This is a genomic window from Pseudomonas sp. B8(2017), from assembly GCF_002113575.1.
GTDB lineage: Bacteria > Pseudomonadota > Gammaproteobacteria > Pseudomonadales > Pseudomonadaceae > Aquipseudomonas > Aquipseudomonas putida_Z.
This window is the reverse complement of record NZ_NEIO01000008.1, coordinates 37,426-53,873: the sequence shown is the minus strand read 5'-3', so window position 1 is coordinate 53,873 and position 16,448 is coordinate 37,426. Positions and strand designations below refer to the sequence as shown.

The window sequence follows — 16,448 nt, the reverse complement described above, 5'->3', positions numbered from 1 at the left end:
TCTGATGTTCGTTGTTGTTGTTTTGCAGATGCCGGAAGCGGGTACTGACCTCCTCTTCGCACGACCGGTTGTAATCGTTGATCCAGGTCAGTATTAATCTATAGGCCGGGGTCAACAAACGACCTTTTCGAAACACATGATTCCGTTATGGAATGAACTCCTTCCTTTTTTGCTCGGTATTTGCCCGTCATGTCCAAACGACTGATGCCTTCGACCACCGCCCTTCAGTGCTTCGAAGCGGCCGCCCGCCACCTCAGCTTCACCCGCGCGGCCCAGGAACTGCACCTGACCCAGAGCGCCGTCAGCAAGCAGGTGGCACAGCTCGAGGACATGCTGTCGCACTCGCTGTTCCAGCGCATTCGCCGGCGCCTGCACCTGACCCCGGCAGGCGCGCTGTACCTCACCGAAGTGAACAAGATCCTCACCCAGATCGACATTTCCAGCCGCTACATCCTCAGCTACGGCGACGAGACCGAAGTGCTGCGCATCGCCACCCAGCCCACCTTCGGCGCGCGCTGGCTGGTACCCCGGCTGAAGGGTTTTGGCGACCGCTACCCGCGCATTCACCTGGATATCCGCAATGAGCTGGAGCCGTTCGACCTGGTGCAGGCCAAGGCCGACATTGCGTTTTTCTTCGGCCAGGGCACCTGGCCCGGGGCAACCTGCATCGAGCTGTTCAGCGAGGAAGTGGTGCCGGTGTGCAGCCCGCAGCTGCTGGCCAACCACCGGTTCGACAGCGCCCAGGCGCTGACCGAACACCGCCTGCTGCAGTGCGTGTCGCGCCCGGAGGCCTGGCACGAATGGTTCCTGGGGCTGGGGCTGCATAGCCAGAACAGCTACCACGGGCCCCGCTTCGACACGTTCTACCTGTGCATCCGCGCGGCCATTGCCGGCTGCGGTATCGCCCTGATTCCGCGCTACCTGGTGGCCGAAGAGCTGAGCGAGGGCAAACTGGTGGTGGCCTGGGACCACCCGGTGGCGAGCAATGGCCGGCACTTCATCGCCCATGCCGAGCATGCGGCCGAAGTGCCCAAGGTCAGGGCCTTCGTGCAGTGGATTCGGGAGCGGGTGGCCGAGGGGGATTGATTCCTCCTGCACTGGCCCTATCGCCGGCAAGCCAGCTCCCACAGGTACGGCAGAGGTCTTGATGGCTGTGGAGTACTTGTGGGAGCTGGCTTGCCGGCGATAGGGCCGGAATGGCAGATACAAAAACCACCTAGTTCAAGAATCCAGGGAATGACCGCAATCGAATAATTCGTTTGCGGAATAACCTGCCAACACGCTTGGATAATAAGAAACTCGAACAAAGGTCCGCGTGCCCATGAACCAGGAAAGTATCAGTCAATCCATTGCCATCGTTCACCCGATCACACTTTCCCATGGCCGTAATGCCGAAGTCTGGGACACCGACGGCAAACGTTACATCGACTTCGTCGGCGGTATCGGTGTACTCAACCTGGGCCACTGCAACCCGGCCGTGGTCGAGGCGATCCATGCCCAGGCCGCTCGCCTGACCCACTACGCCTTCAACGCAGCCCCCCACGGCCCATACCTGGCGCTGATGGAACAACTGAGCCAATTCGTACCGGTCAGCTACCCATTGGCCGGCATGCTCACCAACAGCGGTGCGGAAGCTGCGGAAAACGCCCTGAAAGTGGCCCGTGGTGCCACCGGCAAACGCGCCATCATCGCCTTCGACGGCGGCTTCCACGGTCGCACCCTGGCCACCCTGAACCTCAACGGCAAGGTCGCCCCGTACAAGCAGCGGGTCGGTGAGCTGCCGGGGCCGGTGTACCACCTGCCCTACCCCAGCACCGACACCGGGGTTACCTGCGAACAGGCCCTCAAGGCCATGGACCGCCTGTTCAGCGTCGAGCTGGCAGTGGAGGACGTGGCGGCGTTCATCTTCGAGCCGGTGCAGGGCGAAGGCGGCTTCCTCGCCCTTGACCCAGCCTTCGCCCAGGCCCTGCGCCGCTTCTGCGACGAGCGCGGCATCCTGATCATCATCGACGAGATCCAGTCGGGCTTCGGCCGCACCGGCCAGCGCTTCGCCTTCCCCCGTCTGGGCATCGAGCCCGACCTGCTGCTGTTGGCCAAGAGCATTGCCGGCGGCATGCCGCTGGGTGCGGTGGTCGGGCGCAAGGAGTTGATGGCAGCACTGCCCAAGGGTGGCCTGGGTGGCACCTACTCAGGCAACCCGATCGCCTGCGCAGCGGCCCTGGCCAGCCTGGCGCAGATGACCGACGAGAACATCGCTACCTGGGGTGAGCGCCAGGAGCAGGCAATCGTGCGCCGCTTCGAGCATTGGAAGGCCTCGGGCCTGAGCCCGTTCCTCGGCCGCCTGACCGGCGTCGGCGCCATGCGCGGGATCGAGTTCGTCAATGCCGACGGCAGCCCGGCACCGGCGCAACTGGCCAAGGTGATGGACGCGGCGCGGGCCAAGGGCCTGTTGCTGATGCCCAGCGGCAAGGCGCGGCACATCATCCGCCTGCTGGCACCGCTGACCATCGAGGCCGAAGTGCTCGAGGAAGGCCTGGATATCCTCGAGCAGTGCCTGGCGGAGCTGGGCGCCTGAGAGGAACGGGGGCTTAAAGACCCAGTTCCTGCGGGGTGAGCATGTCGGACTCGAAGGCAATCCAGCCGCCTTCGAGTTCGGCGTGGCCGTTGACGATCGGGCCGTAGTAGGTCAGGCCGTTCTCCAGGGTCACGCAGATGTGCGTGGCGTTCTTTTCGGGGGCTGCGAGCGTACCGACGAAATGCACCTTCTTCAGCGTTTCGGTCACCGCTTCCAGGCCAACGCGCATGTTGGGGTTTTCCGAGGCCTCGGCGTCGCCGCCGCGGTCTTCGGCGCTGACGGTGATGGTGGCGATGTACGGGTACTTGGTGCTCAAGCGGGTTACCTCTGTGGGTGTGTAGGCGTATGGGCGCGTAGAGTACGGCAGGTGATCTCTATTGTCTCTACCGGCCTCTTCGCGGGCACGCCCGCTCCCACAGGGATCGCATGTTGCTCAGGTTGTGCACAGCACCTGTGGGAGCGGGCGAGCCCGCGAAGAGGCCGGGCCTGCAAAAGGTGATCTGAAGGGCCCGATCTGTTAGGGTGCCCGCCGATGCACGCCACACCACACGAGGATCCCGAGTGAGCGCCGAAGAACCCCTTATCGCCGACCTGTTCGAGGTCGACAAACGCCTGTCCCTCAAGCCCGTGGTGGACTTCAACAGCTACCTGCGCAACGCCTTCGGCGAAGGCCCGTGCCGTTGCCATCGCTGCACCGAAGGTGGCGACCAAGGCACCTACAGCCACGCCCACACCTTCACCTTCGACGGCCGCCAATGGCACCGCCGCTTTGCCAGCACCTCCGGCAGCGACGTCGCCCAGGCCCTGAAAAAGGCCTGGCTTTCGTACACCAAGGCCGATCTCAACCTGATCGGCGCACTGGACCTGGCCACCCTCAAGACCTTCACCGAAGCCGCCCTGCACACGCGCCTGCTGGCCCTGCTGCCTGCCAGCGGCCTGGCCCGCGAAGTGGATGGCCAGTGGCTGCTGCAAGCCCAGGCCGACTGACGGCCCGGCGGTAAAGCAGGATTCTCCCGTTCTGCTACCGTGGGAGAATCCGCTCATCCGCAGGTAGTCCGCCATGGCCCGTACAACGCCCATCGAGCTGTACCGCAATATCGGTATCGTCGCCCACGTGGACGCCGGCAAGACCACGACCACCGAGCGGATCCTGTTCTACACCGGGGTCAACCACAAGATGGGCGAAGTGCACGATGGTGCCGCGACCATGGACTGGATGGCCCAGGAGCAGGAGCGCGGCATCACCATCACCTCGGCGGCGACCACTGCCTTCTGGCAGGGTTCGACCAAGCAGTTCGCCCACAAGTACCGCTTCAACATCATCGACACCCCGGGCCACGTCGACTTCACCATCGAGGTGGAGCGCTCGCTGCGCGTGCTCGATGGCGCGGTAGTGGTGTTCAGCGGCGCGGACGGGGTCGAACCGCAGTCCGAGACCGTATGGCGCCAGGCCAACAAGTACCACGTGCCACGCCTGGCCTACATCAACAAGATGGACCGCCAGGGCGCCGACTTCCTGCGCGTGGTCAAGCAGATCGACCAGCGCCTGGGCCACCATCCGGTGCCGATCCAGCTGGCCATCGGCAGCGAAGAGAATTTCATCGGCCAGATCGACCTGGTGAAGATGAAGGCCATCTACTGGAATGATGCCGACCAGGGCACCAGCTACCGCGAAGAAGACATCCCTGCCGAGCTGCAGGCGCTGGCCGACGAATGGCGCGCGCACATGGTCGAGGCAGCGGCCGAGGCCGATGACGAACTGCTCACCAAGTTTCTCGAAGGCGAAGCGTTAAGCATCGAAGAGATCAAGGCCGGCCTGCGCAAACGCACCTTGAACAACGAGATCGTGCCGACCATCCTCGGCTCGTCGTTCAAGAACAAGGGCGTGCCGCTGATGCTCGACGCGGTCATCGACTACCTGCCCGCCCCGTCGGAGATTCCGGCCATCAAGGGCACCGACCCGGATGACGAAGAAAAGCACCTGGAGCGCCACGCCGACGACAGCGAGCCGTTCTCGGCCCTGGCATTCAAGATCGCCACCGACCCGTTCGTCGGCACCCTGACCTTCGCCCGGGTCTACTCCGGCGTGCTCAGCTCCGGCAACGCGGTACTCAACTCGGTAAAGGGCAAGAAGGAACGCATCGGCCGCATGGTGCAAATGCATGCCAACCAGCGGGCTGAAATCAAGGATGTGTGCGCCGGCGACATCGCCGCGCTGATCGGCATGAAGGACGTGACCACCGGCGACACCCTGTGCGACATGGACAAGCCGATCATCCTCGAACGCATGGACTTCCCCGACCCGGTAATTTCCGTGGCGGTGGAGCCCAAGACCAAGGCCGACCAGGAAAAAATGGGCATCGCCCTGGGCAAGCTGGCCCAGGAAGACCCGTCATTCCGCGTGCGCACCGACGAGGAGACCGGCCAGACCATTATCTCGGGCATGGGCGAGTTGCACCTGGACATCATCGTCGACCGCATGCGCCGCGAGTTCAACGTCGAAGCCAACATCGGCAAGCCGCAGGTGGCCTACCGCGAGAAAATCCGCAACACCTGCGAGATCGAGGGCCGCTTCGTCCGCCAGTCCGGCGGCCGAGGCCAGTACGGCCACTGCTGGATCCGCTTCGCCCCCGGCGACGAGGGCAAGGAAGGCCTGGAGTTCATCAACGAGATCGTTGGCGGCGTGGTCCCACGCGAATACATCCCGGCTATCCAGAAAGGCATCGAGGAGCAGATGAAGAACGGCGTGCTGGCCGGCTACCCGCTGATCAACCTGAAAGCGGCGGTGTTCGACGGCTCGTACCACGATGTCGACTCGAACGAAATGGCCTACAAGATCGCAGCCTCGATGGCCACCAAGCAGCTGTCGCAGAAAGGTGGGGCGGTGTTGCTGGAGCCGGTGATGAAGGTGGAAGTGGTGACCCCTGAGGAGTACCAGGGTGACATCCTCGGCGACCTGAGCCGGCGCCGCGGGATGATCCAGGACGGTGACGAAACGCCGGCCGGCAAGGTGATCCGTGCCGAGGTGCCGCTGGGCGAGATGTTCGGCTACGCCACCTCGATGCGCTCCATGACCCAGGGCCGGGCCAGCTTCTCGATGGAGTTCACCCGTTATGCCGAGGCACCGGCGAGCATTGCCGATGCCATCGTCAAGAAGAACCGCGGGGAATAAATCCTTCTCCTGCACTGGCCTCTTCGCGGGCATGCCCGCTCCCACAAGGGTTATGCGATCCCTGTGGGAGCGGGCGCGCCCGCGAAGGGGCCGGCACAGGCAACAACCCTTCTCAGTGCTGCTCCCCAGCCCGCTTCAGCAGCTTCTTGCAGCGCTCGGACAGATGCACCACCCGCAACTGCTTGCCCGCCCTCGCATACCGCTCCCGCAAGGTCTTCAACGCCGCAATCGCCGAATAATCGACAAAGCTCAAATGCTGGCAATCCAGGGTCACCTTGGCCGGGTCGTTAGCCGGGTCGAACTGGTTCAGGAACACCGTAGTCGAGGCAAAGAACAGCGTGCCATGCACCTGGTAATGCTTGCCCTCCTCTGCATCCTCATGGCTGTCGGCATACAGCTCCCGCGCATGCTGCCAGGCAAAGTTCACCGCCGCGATGACGATGCCGAACAGTACCGCCACCGCCAGGTCGGTGAGCACCGTTACCACGGTCACGGCAATGATCGCCAGCACATCGCTCAGCGGCACCTTGTGCAGCACCCGCAACGACGCCCAGGCAAAGGTCTGCTGCGCCACCACGAACATCACCCCGACCAGCGCCGCCAGCGGAATACGCTCGATCAGCGGCGACAGGAACAGCACGAACAGCAAGACCATCACCCCGGCCACCACACCCGACAGCCGGCCACGGCCATTGGAGCTGAGGTTGATCACCGTCTGGCCGATCATCGCGCAACCACCCATGCCACCGCACAGGCCGGAAACCATGTTGGCCGCGCCCAGTGCCACGCACTCGCGGTCCGGGTAGCCACGGCTCTCGGTGATTTCATCGGTCAGGTTGAGCGTGAGCAGGGTTTCCAGCAGGCCGACCATGGCCATCAGCACCGCGTAGGGGGCGATGATCTTCAGGGTCTCGAGGTTCCACGGCACGTCCGGCAGGGCCAGCTGCGGCAGGCCACCGGCGATGCGCGCCATGTCGCCCAGGGTGCGCGTGGGCAGGCCGAGCAGGTACACCAGCAAACCAACGCCAAGGATCGCCACCAGCGCTGGCGGCACCGCACGGGTCAACTTCGGCAGCACGTAGACCACCGCCATGGTCAGCGCCACCAGGCCGATCATCAGGTACAGCGGCGTACCGCCGAGCCAGTGCCCGCCCTCCTTGAAGTGCTCCAACTGGGCCATGGCAATGACGATCGCCAGGCCGTTGACGAAGCCGAGCATCACCGGGTACGGCACCAACCGCACCAGCTTGCCCAGGCGCAGCAAGCCGAACAGGATCATAACCACGCCGCCCAGCAAAACCGTGGCCAGCAGGTACTGCGCACCGTGCTGCACCACCAGCGCAACGATTACCACCGCCATCGAGCCGGCGGCCCCGGAAATCATCCCCGGCCGACCACCGAACAGCGCCGTCAGGGTGCAGATGATGAAGGCGCCATACAGGCCCATCAGCGGGTTGAGGTGAGCCACCAGGGCAAAGGCGATGCACTCGGGCACCAGGGCGAACGAGGTGGTCAGGCCGGCGAGCACGTCGGCGCGAAGTCGGGCGGGTTTCATGGGCATCCTGTGGTGCAGTCCGGATGGACGGATCGAAAACAAGCGGGCGCGATGTTACGGAATTTGTCTGGCAGCGGCCACCGTTCAGCGCACCCGCTCCCGGCTTTGCACGGCCAGGTCCAGAGCGCGCTGCATGTCCAGGCGCGCCGAACGCCCCAGGTCGGGGTGGTTCAGTTGGCCGCCACGCTCAGACGGCAGGATCGGCGCCGTCAGGTCCTCGGCGTCCATCGCTTCGAAATCCTGCTCGGCGCCCAGGGTCAAGGCGCTGCGCCGCAACAGCATGCGCACCTGTTCGGGGGTCAGCGCCGGGTTGATCGACAGCATCGTCGCCACGGTTGCAGTCACCAGCGGTGTTGCGTACGACGTGCCACAATGCGCAGCGCCCGCACCCGGGCGAATGCAGGCCGCCGCACTGACATCCACACGCATGTCGATGTTGGAGCTATGGCGCTTGCGCACATGGCCAGGGTGTTCGACCGCCACTGACTTGTCACTGCGCTGGTGCCCGCCCACCACCAGCAATTGTTCGGTGATGAACGACGATGGCAGGCGATATTCATCGGTACCCGACCAGGACGCACCATTACCCGCCGAGTTGACCACCACCACATCAGGGTGCTCGGCGCGCAGCCACAGGAAGAACTCCTCGAGCAGTTCCTCATAGCCACTCATGGCCAGCCCGGAACGCACCAGCGAATCGACTTCGTCACCTTTGACATCGCGCGCCCCTACCCGATGGATGCCCCAGCTCCAGTTCAACACCCGCACCCCATCCTCGACCAGGTTCACCGATGCAGCGATGTTGGCGGTGATACCGGCATCCGAGTTGCGCTCGACAATCACCTCGAAGCCAGGACTGTGCTTGCCCAGCCTTGGCAAAAAGCCTTCATCCGGGTTCGCCAGGATACCGGCCACATGGTTTCCGTGGCTGCCTGGGCGGTCATTGTCGCGCGCATACAGGCACGTCTGCGCCTGCTCGCAGCGCCCTCGATAATGGCTGAAGCCTGGCGCGTCGAAGTCCACCTCTCGCTCGATCACCCCGACCCGCACCGGTTGCACCGGCAAGCTGGAAGCGGCAATTCGCCGCTGGTAGTAGTACAGCGCGTCCATGAAGCGGTTGGCGGCCCATTCATCCGCCTGATCGATGGCCAGGGCGTCGCGCCCGCTGCCTTCCTCGCCACGCTCCGGGGCAGTCTCCTCGACAATCACTGCATCCACGCTGACTTCACTGCCCATGCGCAGGATCATCGCGTCGCGCTGCACCAGGTCGCCCACCGGCAAGCGCAACTGGTAGACATTCAGCGGCGGTATGGCACCCACGACCTGGGCGCCGTACTTCCCGGCGATCCGTCGGGCTTCGCCGAGGCCATCATGTTTTTCCTCGATCAAAAGGCTTACCAGGTCCACATAGGTGGTGAGGCCATCCATGTTCTTCGCCACTTCATCAGGCCCGGCGGCCACAACATGGCTGCGCTGGCGGGTCAGCCAAACCGGGTTGCTGGTGCGCTCGCCGTCCTCCAGCCACAGCGGAGCACTGCGCAGGGCTTGTTTGGCCAATTTCAGCGTAAGCCGGTCACCTTGCCGCTCGAAATCGGCTGTCGGCAGCCGCACACCACCGAGCCAGACCGTCGGCAGCTGCGCCCCAAGCCCCTCGGCGCGCAGGCACCATTGCTGCTGGCCATCGCCAAACAGGTCGCCACAACGCTGCAGCTGTTTGATGCGCAACGAATCAGCTGCAGCCTCGGCACCAAGGCTGCAAAGCCATAACAACAGGATCAGACCACGCTTCATGCCATCAGCCCCACTCACTCCCTGTGAATGCGACTGACGGGAAAGATCAAAGGTTCAGCTATGGCGGACAGCCGTCTCGCCCCAGGTGCTTTCGTAGCCACTTCCCCATCATCGACATGATCCAGACCCGGCAGGAAGTCAGTAAATTTGCCATCATGTCCATTCCACCTGCGGAGATCATGGACATGCCGCTACGCCCCCTATTCGCCGCCTTGCTGCTGGCCGCCAGCCTCACCGCCCAGGCCGCCACCGAGGTATTGCCGCTACAACACCGCAGCAGCGCCGAACTGCTGCCCGCCGCCCAGGCATTCATCGGCAAGGACGGCACGGTCAGCGCCTTCGAGAACAAGCTGATCGTCAACGCCAGCCCCGAGCGCATCGACGACCTGCGCACCCTGCTGCAACAGCTGGACACCGCACCCAAGCGCCTGCTGATCAGCGTCGACAACAACGACAGCAACTTCCAGGACAACCGTGGCAACGCACGTGTCATTCACTACGGCACCAGCAACCGTGACGGCGGCATGCAGCAGATTCAGGCCAGCGAAGGCCAGCCGGCGCTGATCCAGGTCGGCCAGAGCATCCCGATCACCAGCACCAGCACCGACGGCTACGGGCGCATCCAGAGCAATACCGAATACCGCAACGTGACCCAGGGTTTCTACGTCACGCCCAGCTTGAGCGGCGATACGGTTCGTCTGCAAATAAGCACCAATAATGACCGCATCAGCCAGGAACGTGCTGATGTAGTGAAAGTGCAAAGCACCGACACGACAATCACCGGCAAGCTCGGAGAATGGATCACCCTGGCCGGCTACAACCAGCAGAGCCAAGCCGACCGTAGCGCGTCAAGCCACAGTTACAGCACCCAACGGGGTGAAAACATGACTTTGCGTGTCAAAGTCGACCTTCTCGACTGATCCCAGGCAATTCAAGGCCTCGACCAAAGGCCTTGAAACTGACTGCCAAGTCGCATTAGACCAAAGATGTAGTAAGTGAAAAAAACCACTACAAAACATTTGACAGGGTCTTTTTCCCAAGGGCATGATGGCCTCGCTCCCGCTAATCAGGGGCCCTGGCAAGGGCCTTCGAGGCGCACTCCTCCCACCCCTGGAGGCGTCTCGTGTCTATACGGCCCACAAGGCGGTTCGACGGGATTGCGACTGCAACGAAGAAGTTGTCCCGAGGGACGGAAGCGCATCACCGCAGTACTGGCAATCGCGTAGCACCGCAGCAAGGCAACCACGAGCCAACCTGCCGGAGCGCCCTTTCGCCTGGCCTGCACACCCTTCCCCTTCGAGCCTTCGCGTTCGCCGCCGCACTCCTGCGAACAGGACAGCCGCCAGCTCCTGATCTGCTCCGAGCATCAGCACAATTACCCCAAGATCGATGCGACGAGGTTTATTTCCATGGCACTGACACGCGAACAGCAAATTGCAGCCCTCGAGAAAGACTGGGCCGAGAACCCGCGCTGGAAAGGCGTGACCCGTACCTACACCGCCGCTGATGTCGTTCGCCTGCGTGGCTCCCTGCAGCCGGAGCACACCCTGGCCCGCCTGGGTGCAGAAAAACTGTGGAAGCTGGTCACCGAAGGTGCCCACCCGTCCTTCCGCCCAGAAAAAGATTTCGTCAACTGCATGGGCGCCCTGACCGGCGGCCAGGCAGTGCAGCAGGTCAAGGCCGGCATCCAGGCCATCTACCTGTCCGGCTGGCAGGTTGCCGCCGACAACAACTCGGCCGAGTCCATGTACCCTGACCAGTCGCTGTACCCGGTCGACTCGGTACCGACCGTGGTCAAGCGCATCAACAACGCCTTCCGCCGCGCCGACCAGATCCAGTGGAAAGCTGGCAAGAACCCGGGCGACGATGGCTACATCGATTACTTCGCACCGATCGTGGCCGACGCCGAAGCCGGTTTCGGTGGCGTACTGAACGCCTACGAGCTGATGAAGAACATGATCGAAGCAGGCGCCGCCGGCGTGCACTTCGAAGACCAGCTGGCCTCGGTGAAAAAATGCGGCCACATGGGTGGCAAGGTGCTGGTACCGACCCAGGAAGCCGTGCAAAAGCTGGTGGCCGCGCGCCTGGCAGCTGACGTATCGGGCGTGCCGACCATCATCCTGGCCCGTACCGACGCCAACGCCGCCGACCTGCTGACCAGCGACTGCGACCCGTACGACCAGCCGTTCGTGATTGGCGAGCGCACCCGTGAAGGCTTCTACAAGGTACGCGCCGGCCTCGACCAGGCCATCGCCCGCGGCCTGGCCTACGCGCCGTACGCCGACCTGATCTGGTGCGAAACCGCCAAGCCGGACCTGGACGAAGCCCGCCGCTTCGCCGAAGCGATCAAGAAGGAGTACCCGGACCAGATCCTGTCGTACAACTGCTCGCCGTCCTTCAACTGGAAGAAGAACCTGGACGACGCGACCATCGCCAAGTTCCAGCGCGAGCTGTCGGCCATGGGCTACAAGCACCAGTTCATCACCCTGGCCGGCATCCACAACATGTGGCACGGCATGTTCAACCTGGCGCATGACTACGCCCGCAACGACATGACCGCCTACGTGAAGCTGCAGGAGCAGGAATTCGCTGACGCCAACAAAGGCTACACCTTCGTGGCGCACCAGCAGGAAGTGGGCACTGGCTACTTCGACGACATGACCACCGTGATCCAGGGTGGCGCATCGTCGGTGACGGCACTGACCGGTTCGACCGAGGAAGAGCAGTTCCACTGATAGTGGGTTGCTGTTGAAGAAAGGCCCGAGGCTTGCTGAAGCCCCGGGCCTTTCTTTTTTTGCCTGTACCACACCTATCAGGAATACACAGAACCTGTAGGAGCGGCCTTGTGTCGCGAAAGGGCTGCAAAGCAGCCCCCGCATTTTTTGCCTCGATGCTTAAATCCCGGGGCCGCTCTGCGGCCCTTTCGCGACACAAGGCCGCTCCTACAAAGCAATCGCGAAGCCCTGCACTCCGCATCATCCATCAGGCCGGTGATGGTCAGTTCGCGCACGAAACCCATCAATTCCGAGGAATGCTCGCGGGCGTCGCGACAGGGAATGCCTGGCTCGATGCGGAACAGTGGGTGGGTGCCGTTTTCGCCTTGGTAGAACGTGGTCTTACCGACAGTGAATTGGGTGTCTTCTGTGGTCATTGTTTTATCCCTGAAAATTCTCGACTACCTGGGCTGACCTCTTCGCGGGCACGCCCGCTCCCACAAGTACTGTGCAAATCTTGAAGACTGTGGTGATCCTGTGGGAGCGGGTTTACCCGCGAAAGGGCCGGTACAGGAGGAAGCAAAACCGGGGATCAGGTCTATGCTTGAGGCAGCACAGCCGCAAGGACCGCCCATGCTTCGTCCAAGCCACCTGATGATTCTCGCCCTGGTCGCCGCCGCCCTCTATATATATGCACTGGCCAGCGACAACACCCTGCTCGCCCTGCTGGCGAAACCGTTCCCGGTACTGGCCCTGATCGCCTGGCTGCGCAGTGCTCGCGCCACACCTTATCGCCGCTGGATCACCCTCGGCCTGGCCTTCTCGGTACTCGGCGACATCCTGCTGGCCATCCCCGCCGACCTGTTCGTGTTCGGCCTGGCTGCCTTCCTCTGCGCCCACCTGGCCTACCTGCGCGCCTATTGCAGCCAGACCCTGCGCCCAGCCCTGCCCGCACTGCTGCTGAGCGCCATCACCGGTATCACTCTGCTCGGCGTACTGGCCAGCCACGGCCTCGGCCCGCTACTGATCCCGGTCGTGCTCTATGCCTTGGCCATCAGCGCCATGCTCTGGCGCGCCCTGGCCTGCGGCGGGCTCGCCGCGCTCGGCGCCTGCCTGTTCGTGCTCTCCGACAGCCTGATCGGTATCGACCGCTTCGTCAGCCCGTTCGCCGCCGCGCCGTACATGATCATCCTCACCTACTGGCTCGGCCAGTGGGCGATCGCTTCATCAGCCAGTCATCGCTCAATCGATAAAGTATTGACCCAGAGCGGGGCAAGCGGTGTCGAAAGCTGCTAGAACAGGCGTTTTTCGCATTTGCAAGTAGGGGGAATCGCCAGATGAACTTTACAAGACGCAGAACAGGGGAAATATCAGGCATCAGGTCAAATGATATCAATTATCATTACGAAACTTGCAATTCGTTACCCGTCGCAAGAAACATAATTAACAAAACCGCACGCAATGCCCGAATCTCAAGGCTTTCAGCCAGTTACAAGCGGCTTTTGTACTTAATCCTACGAATAAATTTGCGACAGAAATTTTACTTGCACGGGGTTTACCCATAAAATCAGCGCGATTGATTCAGCTGCGACATTTGGTCACTGCATGTGCGACACCAAGTCGCCGCTCTACACTTATTTCAGACTGCAGAGCTGGGTCTCTGTATAAGGATCTCTAGCATGTCCGATTCGGCAGGACTCATCGCCCACAACTGGGGCTTTGCCATCTTCCTCCTGGGTGTCGTCGGCCTGTGCGCCTTCATGCTCGGCCTGTCCAGCCTGCTCGGTAGCAAGGCCTGGGGCCGCGCCAAGAACGAACCCTTCGAATCCGGCATGCTGCCCGTCGGCAGCGCCCGCCTGCGCCTGTCCGCCAAATTCTATCTGGTCGCGATGCTGTTCGTGATCTTCGATATCGAAGCCCTCTTTCTCTTTGCATGGTCTGTGTCCGTCCGCGAAAGCGGCTGGACCGGATTCGTCGAAGCACTCGTTTTCATAGCAATTCTGTTGGCTGGTCTTGTCTACCTATGGCGCGTCGGGGCACTTGATTGGGCTCCCGAAGGTCGCCGCAAGCGGCAAGCGAAGCTGAAACAATGAGGCTTTGGCATGCAATACAATCTCACCAGAATCGATCCGGATGCGCCCAACGAGCAGTACCCGGTCGGTGAACGGGAAACCGTCACCGATCAACTGCTGGAGGACCAGGTCCACAAGAACATCTTCATGGGCAAGCTTGAAGATGTGCTGCGTGGCGCGGTCAACTGGGGCCGCAAGAACTCCCTCTGGCCGTACAACTTCGGCCTGTCCTGCTGCTACGTGGAAATGACCACGGCCTTCACGGCACCCCACGACATCGCCCGCTTCGGCGCCGAAGTCATCCGGGCATCGCCGCGTCAGGCCGACTTCATGGTCATCGCCGGTACCTGCTTCGTGAAGATGGCGCCGATCATCCAGCGCCTGTACGAGCAGATGCTCGAGCCGAAATGGGTCATCTCCATGGGTTCGTGCGCCAACTCCGGCGGCATGTACGACATCTACTCGGTCGTTCAGGGGGTCGACAAGTTCCTCCCCGTGGACGTCTATGTGCCTGGCTGCCCGCCACGCCCTGAGGCTTTCCTGCAAGGCTTGATGCTGCTGCAGGAGTCGATCGGCCAAGAACGACGCCCGCTTTCCTGGGTTGTTGGTGATCAAGGTATTTACCGTGCCGAGATGCCAGCCCAGAAAGACCTGCGTCGTGAGCAGCGCATTGCAGTAACCAACCTGCGCAGCCCCGACGAAGTCTGATCCAGCGACCTGCCGCCCGCTCCCCTGGAGCCGGCGGCCTGGCTTCATTCTTAACGTTGACCCAAAGCGACCGAGACCATGACAGCGGACAACGCTATTTTCATTCCGCCCTACAAGGCTGACGACCAGGATGTGGTCGTCGAACTGCACAACCGTTTTGGCGCCGAAGCATTCGTCGCCCAGGAAACCCGCACCGGCATGCCCGTGCTGTGGGTCAAGCGCGAGCAGCTCAAGGAAGTGCTCAGCTTCCTGCGCGGCGTGGCCAAACCGTACAGCATGCTGTACGACCTGCACGGCGTCGACGAGCGCCTGCGCACCCAGCGCCGCGGCCTGCCAGCTGCCGACTTCAGCGTGTTCTACCACCTGCTGTCGATCGAGCGTAACAGCGATGTGATGATCAAGGTGTCGCTCAGCGAAGGCGACCTGAACCTGCCGACCGTGACCGGTATCTGGCCGAACGCCAACTGGTACGAGCGCGAAGTCTGGGACATGTTCGGCATCGACTTTGCCGGCCACCCGCACCTCAGCCGCATCATGATGCCGCCCACCTGGGAAGGCCACCCGCTGCGCAAGGACTACCCGGCCCGCGCCACCGAGTTCGATCCCTACAGCCTGACCCTGGCCAAGCAGCAGCTTGAAGAGGAATCGGCACGCTTCAACCCGGAAGCCTGGGGCATGAAGCGCCAGGGCGCCAACGAGGACTACATGTTCCTCAACCTCGGCCCCAACCACCCTTCCGCGCACGGTGCGTTCCGTATCGTCCTGCAGCTGGACGGTGAAGAGATCGTCGACTGCGTACCGGACATCGGCTACCACCACCGTGGCGCCGAGAAAATGGCCGAGCGCCAGTCCTGGCACAGCTTCATCCCCTACACCGACCGAATCGACTACCTCGGCGGGGTAATGAACAACCTGCCGTACGTGCTCGCGGTCGAGAAGCTGGCCGGCATCAAGGTGCCACAGAAGGTCGACACCATCCGCGTGATGCTGGCCGAGTTCTTCCGTATCACCAGCCACCTGCTGTTCCTGGGTACCTACATCCAGGACGTCGGCGCCATGACCCCGGTGTTCTTCACCTTCACCGACCGCCAGCGCGCCTACACCGTGATCGAAGCGATCACCGGTTTCCGCCTGCACCCGGCCTGGTACCGCATCGGTGGCGTCGCCCACGACCTGCCGCGCGGCTGGGACAAGCTGGTCAAGGACTTCGTCGAATGGCTGCCCAAGCGCCTCGACGAGTACGAAAAGGCTGCCCTGCAGAACAGCATCCTCAAGGGCCGTACCATCGGCGTTGCCGCGTACAACACCAAGGAAGCCCTGGCCTGGGGTACCACCGGTGCCGGCCTGCGTGCCACCGGTTGCGACTTCGACCTGCGTAAAGCCCGCCCCTACTCCGGCTACGAGAACTTCGAGTTCGAAGTACCGCTGGCCCACAACGGCGATGCCTACGATCGCTGCATGGTCCGTGTCGAGGAGATGCGCCAGAGTATCCGCATCATCGACCAGTGCCTGCGCAACATGCCGGAAGGCCCGTACAAGGCGGATCACCCGCTGACCACGCCGCCGCCGAAAGAGCGCACCCTGCAGCACATCGAAACCCTGATCACGCACTTCCTGCAAGTCTCGTGGGGCCCGGTCATGCCGGCCAACGAGTCGTTCCAGATGATCGAGGCGACCAAGGGCATCAACAGTTACTACCTGACGAGCGATGGCGGCACCATGAGCTACCGCACCCGGATCCGTACTCCGAGCTACCCGCACCTGCAGCAGATCCCTTCGGTGATCAAAGGCAGCATGGTCGCCGACCTCATTGCGTACCTGGGCAGTATCGACTTCGTTATGGCTGACGTGGACCGCTAAG

Annotated in this window: 13 protein-coding genes and 1 pseudogene; 10 read left to right on the top strand and 4 right to left on the bottom strand. The window is 62.7% G+C overall.

Going from position 1 to position 16,448, the window contains the following annotated elements; translation table 11 throughout:
• Positions 1-189: 189 nt before the first annotated feature.
• Together gcvA and CAG22_RS14050 are read left to right on the top strand one after the other, a co-directional pair.
• Entirely contained in the window at positions 190-1,086 is an 897-nt protein-coding gene (gcvA, locus tag CAG22_RS14055; RefSeq protein WP_015271044.1) for a transcriptional regulator GcvA, read from the top strand.
• A 235-nt stretch (positions 1,087-1,321) separates the two neighbouring features.
• The gene (locus tag CAG22_RS14050) at positions 1,322-2,575 is read left to right on the top strand and encodes an aspartate aminotransferase family protein (RefSeq protein WP_085705628.1); all 1,254 of its coding nucleotides are present in this window, start codon (positions 1,322-1,324) and stop codon (positions 2,573-2,575) included.
• Positions 2,576-2,588: 13 nt separating this feature from the next.
• Here CAG22_RS14050 and CAG22_RS14045 read toward each other — a convergent pair whose 3' ends face one another.
• Positions 2,589-2,891 (bottom strand): hypothetical protein, encoded by a 303-nt coding sequence (locus CAG22_RS14045; RefSeq protein ID WP_013973376.1) that lies wholly within the window; start codon positions 2,889-2,891, stop codon positions 2,589-2,591.
• Positions 2,892-3,136: 245 nt separating this feature from the next.
• Here CAG22_RS14045 and CAG22_RS14040 point away from each other — a divergent pair, with 245 nt between their 5' ends.
• Together CAG22_RS14040 and fusA are read left to right on the top strand one after the other, a co-directional pair.
• Positions 3,137-3,562: a hypothetical protein gene (locus CAG22_RS14040; protein ID WP_039613107.1), complete on the top strand. Its 426-nt coding sequence runs from the start codon at positions 3,137-3,139 to the stop codon at positions 3,560-3,562.
• Between the two features lie 73 nt (positions 3,563-3,635).
• Entirely contained in the window at positions 3,636-5,747 is a 2,112-nt protein-coding gene (gene fusA, locus CAG22_RS14035; protein ID WP_085705627.1) for an elongation factor G, read from the top strand.
• A gap of 112 nt (positions 5,748-5,859) precedes the next feature.
• Here the strand turns inward: fusA and CAG22_RS14030 are convergent, their stop codons facing one another.
• Both CAG22_RS14030 and CAG22_RS14025 read right to left on the bottom strand, forming a co-directional pair.
• The gene (locus CAG22_RS14030) at positions 5,860-7,302 is read right to left on the bottom strand and encodes a SulP family inorganic anion transporter (RefSeq protein WP_025339918.1); all 1,443 of its coding nucleotides are present in this window, start codon (positions 7,300-7,302) and stop codon (positions 5,860-5,862) included.
• An 84-nt stretch (positions 7,303-7,386) separates the two neighbouring features.
• Positions 7,387-9,093: a S8/S53 family peptidase gene (locus CAG22_RS14025; protein ID WP_085705626.1), complete on the bottom strand. Its 1,707-nt coding sequence runs from the start codon at positions 9,091-9,093 to the stop codon at positions 7,387-7,389.
• Positions 9,094-9,248: 155 nt separating this feature from the next.
• On the opposite strand from CAG22_RS14025, the gene CAG22_RS14020 reads away from it, so the two are divergent.
• Both CAG22_RS14020 and aceA read left to right on the top strand, forming a co-directional pair.
• Positions 9,249-10,013 (top strand): secretin N-terminal domain-containing protein, encoded by a 765-nt coding sequence (locus tag CAG22_RS14020; protein WP_170929302.1) that lies wholly within the window; start codon positions 9,249-9,251, stop codon positions 10,011-10,013.
• A 489-nt stretch (positions 10,014-10,502) separates the two neighbouring features.
• Positions 10,503-11,828: an isocitrate lyase gene (gene aceA, locus CAG22_RS14015; RefSeq protein WP_013973380.1), complete on the top strand. Its 1,326-nt coding sequence runs from the start codon at positions 10,503-10,505 to the stop codon at positions 11,826-11,828.
• Positions 11,829-12,067: 239 nt separating this feature from the next.
• Here the strand turns inward: aceA and CAG22_RS14010 are convergent.
• A pseudogene (locus CAG22_RS14010) lies at positions 12,068-12,244 on the bottom strand (DUF3077 domain-containing protein); the annotation flags it as partial.
• A gap of 196 nt (positions 12,245-12,440) precedes the next feature.
• Here CAG22_RS14010 and CAG22_RS14005 point away from each other — a divergent pair.
• From CAG22_RS14005 to nuoC, 4 genes are all read left to right on the top strand, one after another.
• On the top strand, positions 12,441-13,103 hold the full coding sequence (locus tag CAG22_RS14005) for a lysoplasmalogenase (protein WP_085705625.1): 663 nt from the start codon (positions 12,441-12,443) through the stop codon (positions 13,101-13,103).
• A gap of 383 nt (positions 13,104-13,486) precedes the next feature.
• Positions 13,487-13,900, top strand: coding sequence for an NADH-quinone oxidoreductase subunit A (locus CAG22_RS14000; RefSeq protein ID WP_003251427.1), 414 nt, complete (start codon positions 13,487-13,489; stop codon positions 13,898-13,900).
• 9 nt (positions 13,901-13,909) lie between these two features.
• Positions 13,910-14,587: an NADH-quinone oxidoreductase subunit B family protein gene (locus tag CAG22_RS13995; protein ID WP_003251429.1), complete on the top strand. Its 678-nt coding sequence runs from the start codon at positions 13,910-13,912 to the stop codon at positions 14,585-14,587.
• Between the two features lie 78 nt (positions 14,588-14,665).
• Positions 14,666-16,447, top strand: a complete 1,782-nt coding sequence (gene nuoC, locus CAG22_RS13990; protein WP_013973384.1) for an NADH-quinone oxidoreductase subunit C/D — start codon at positions 14,666-14,668, stop codon at positions 16,445-16,447.
• Position 16,448 lies beyond the last annotated feature (1 nt).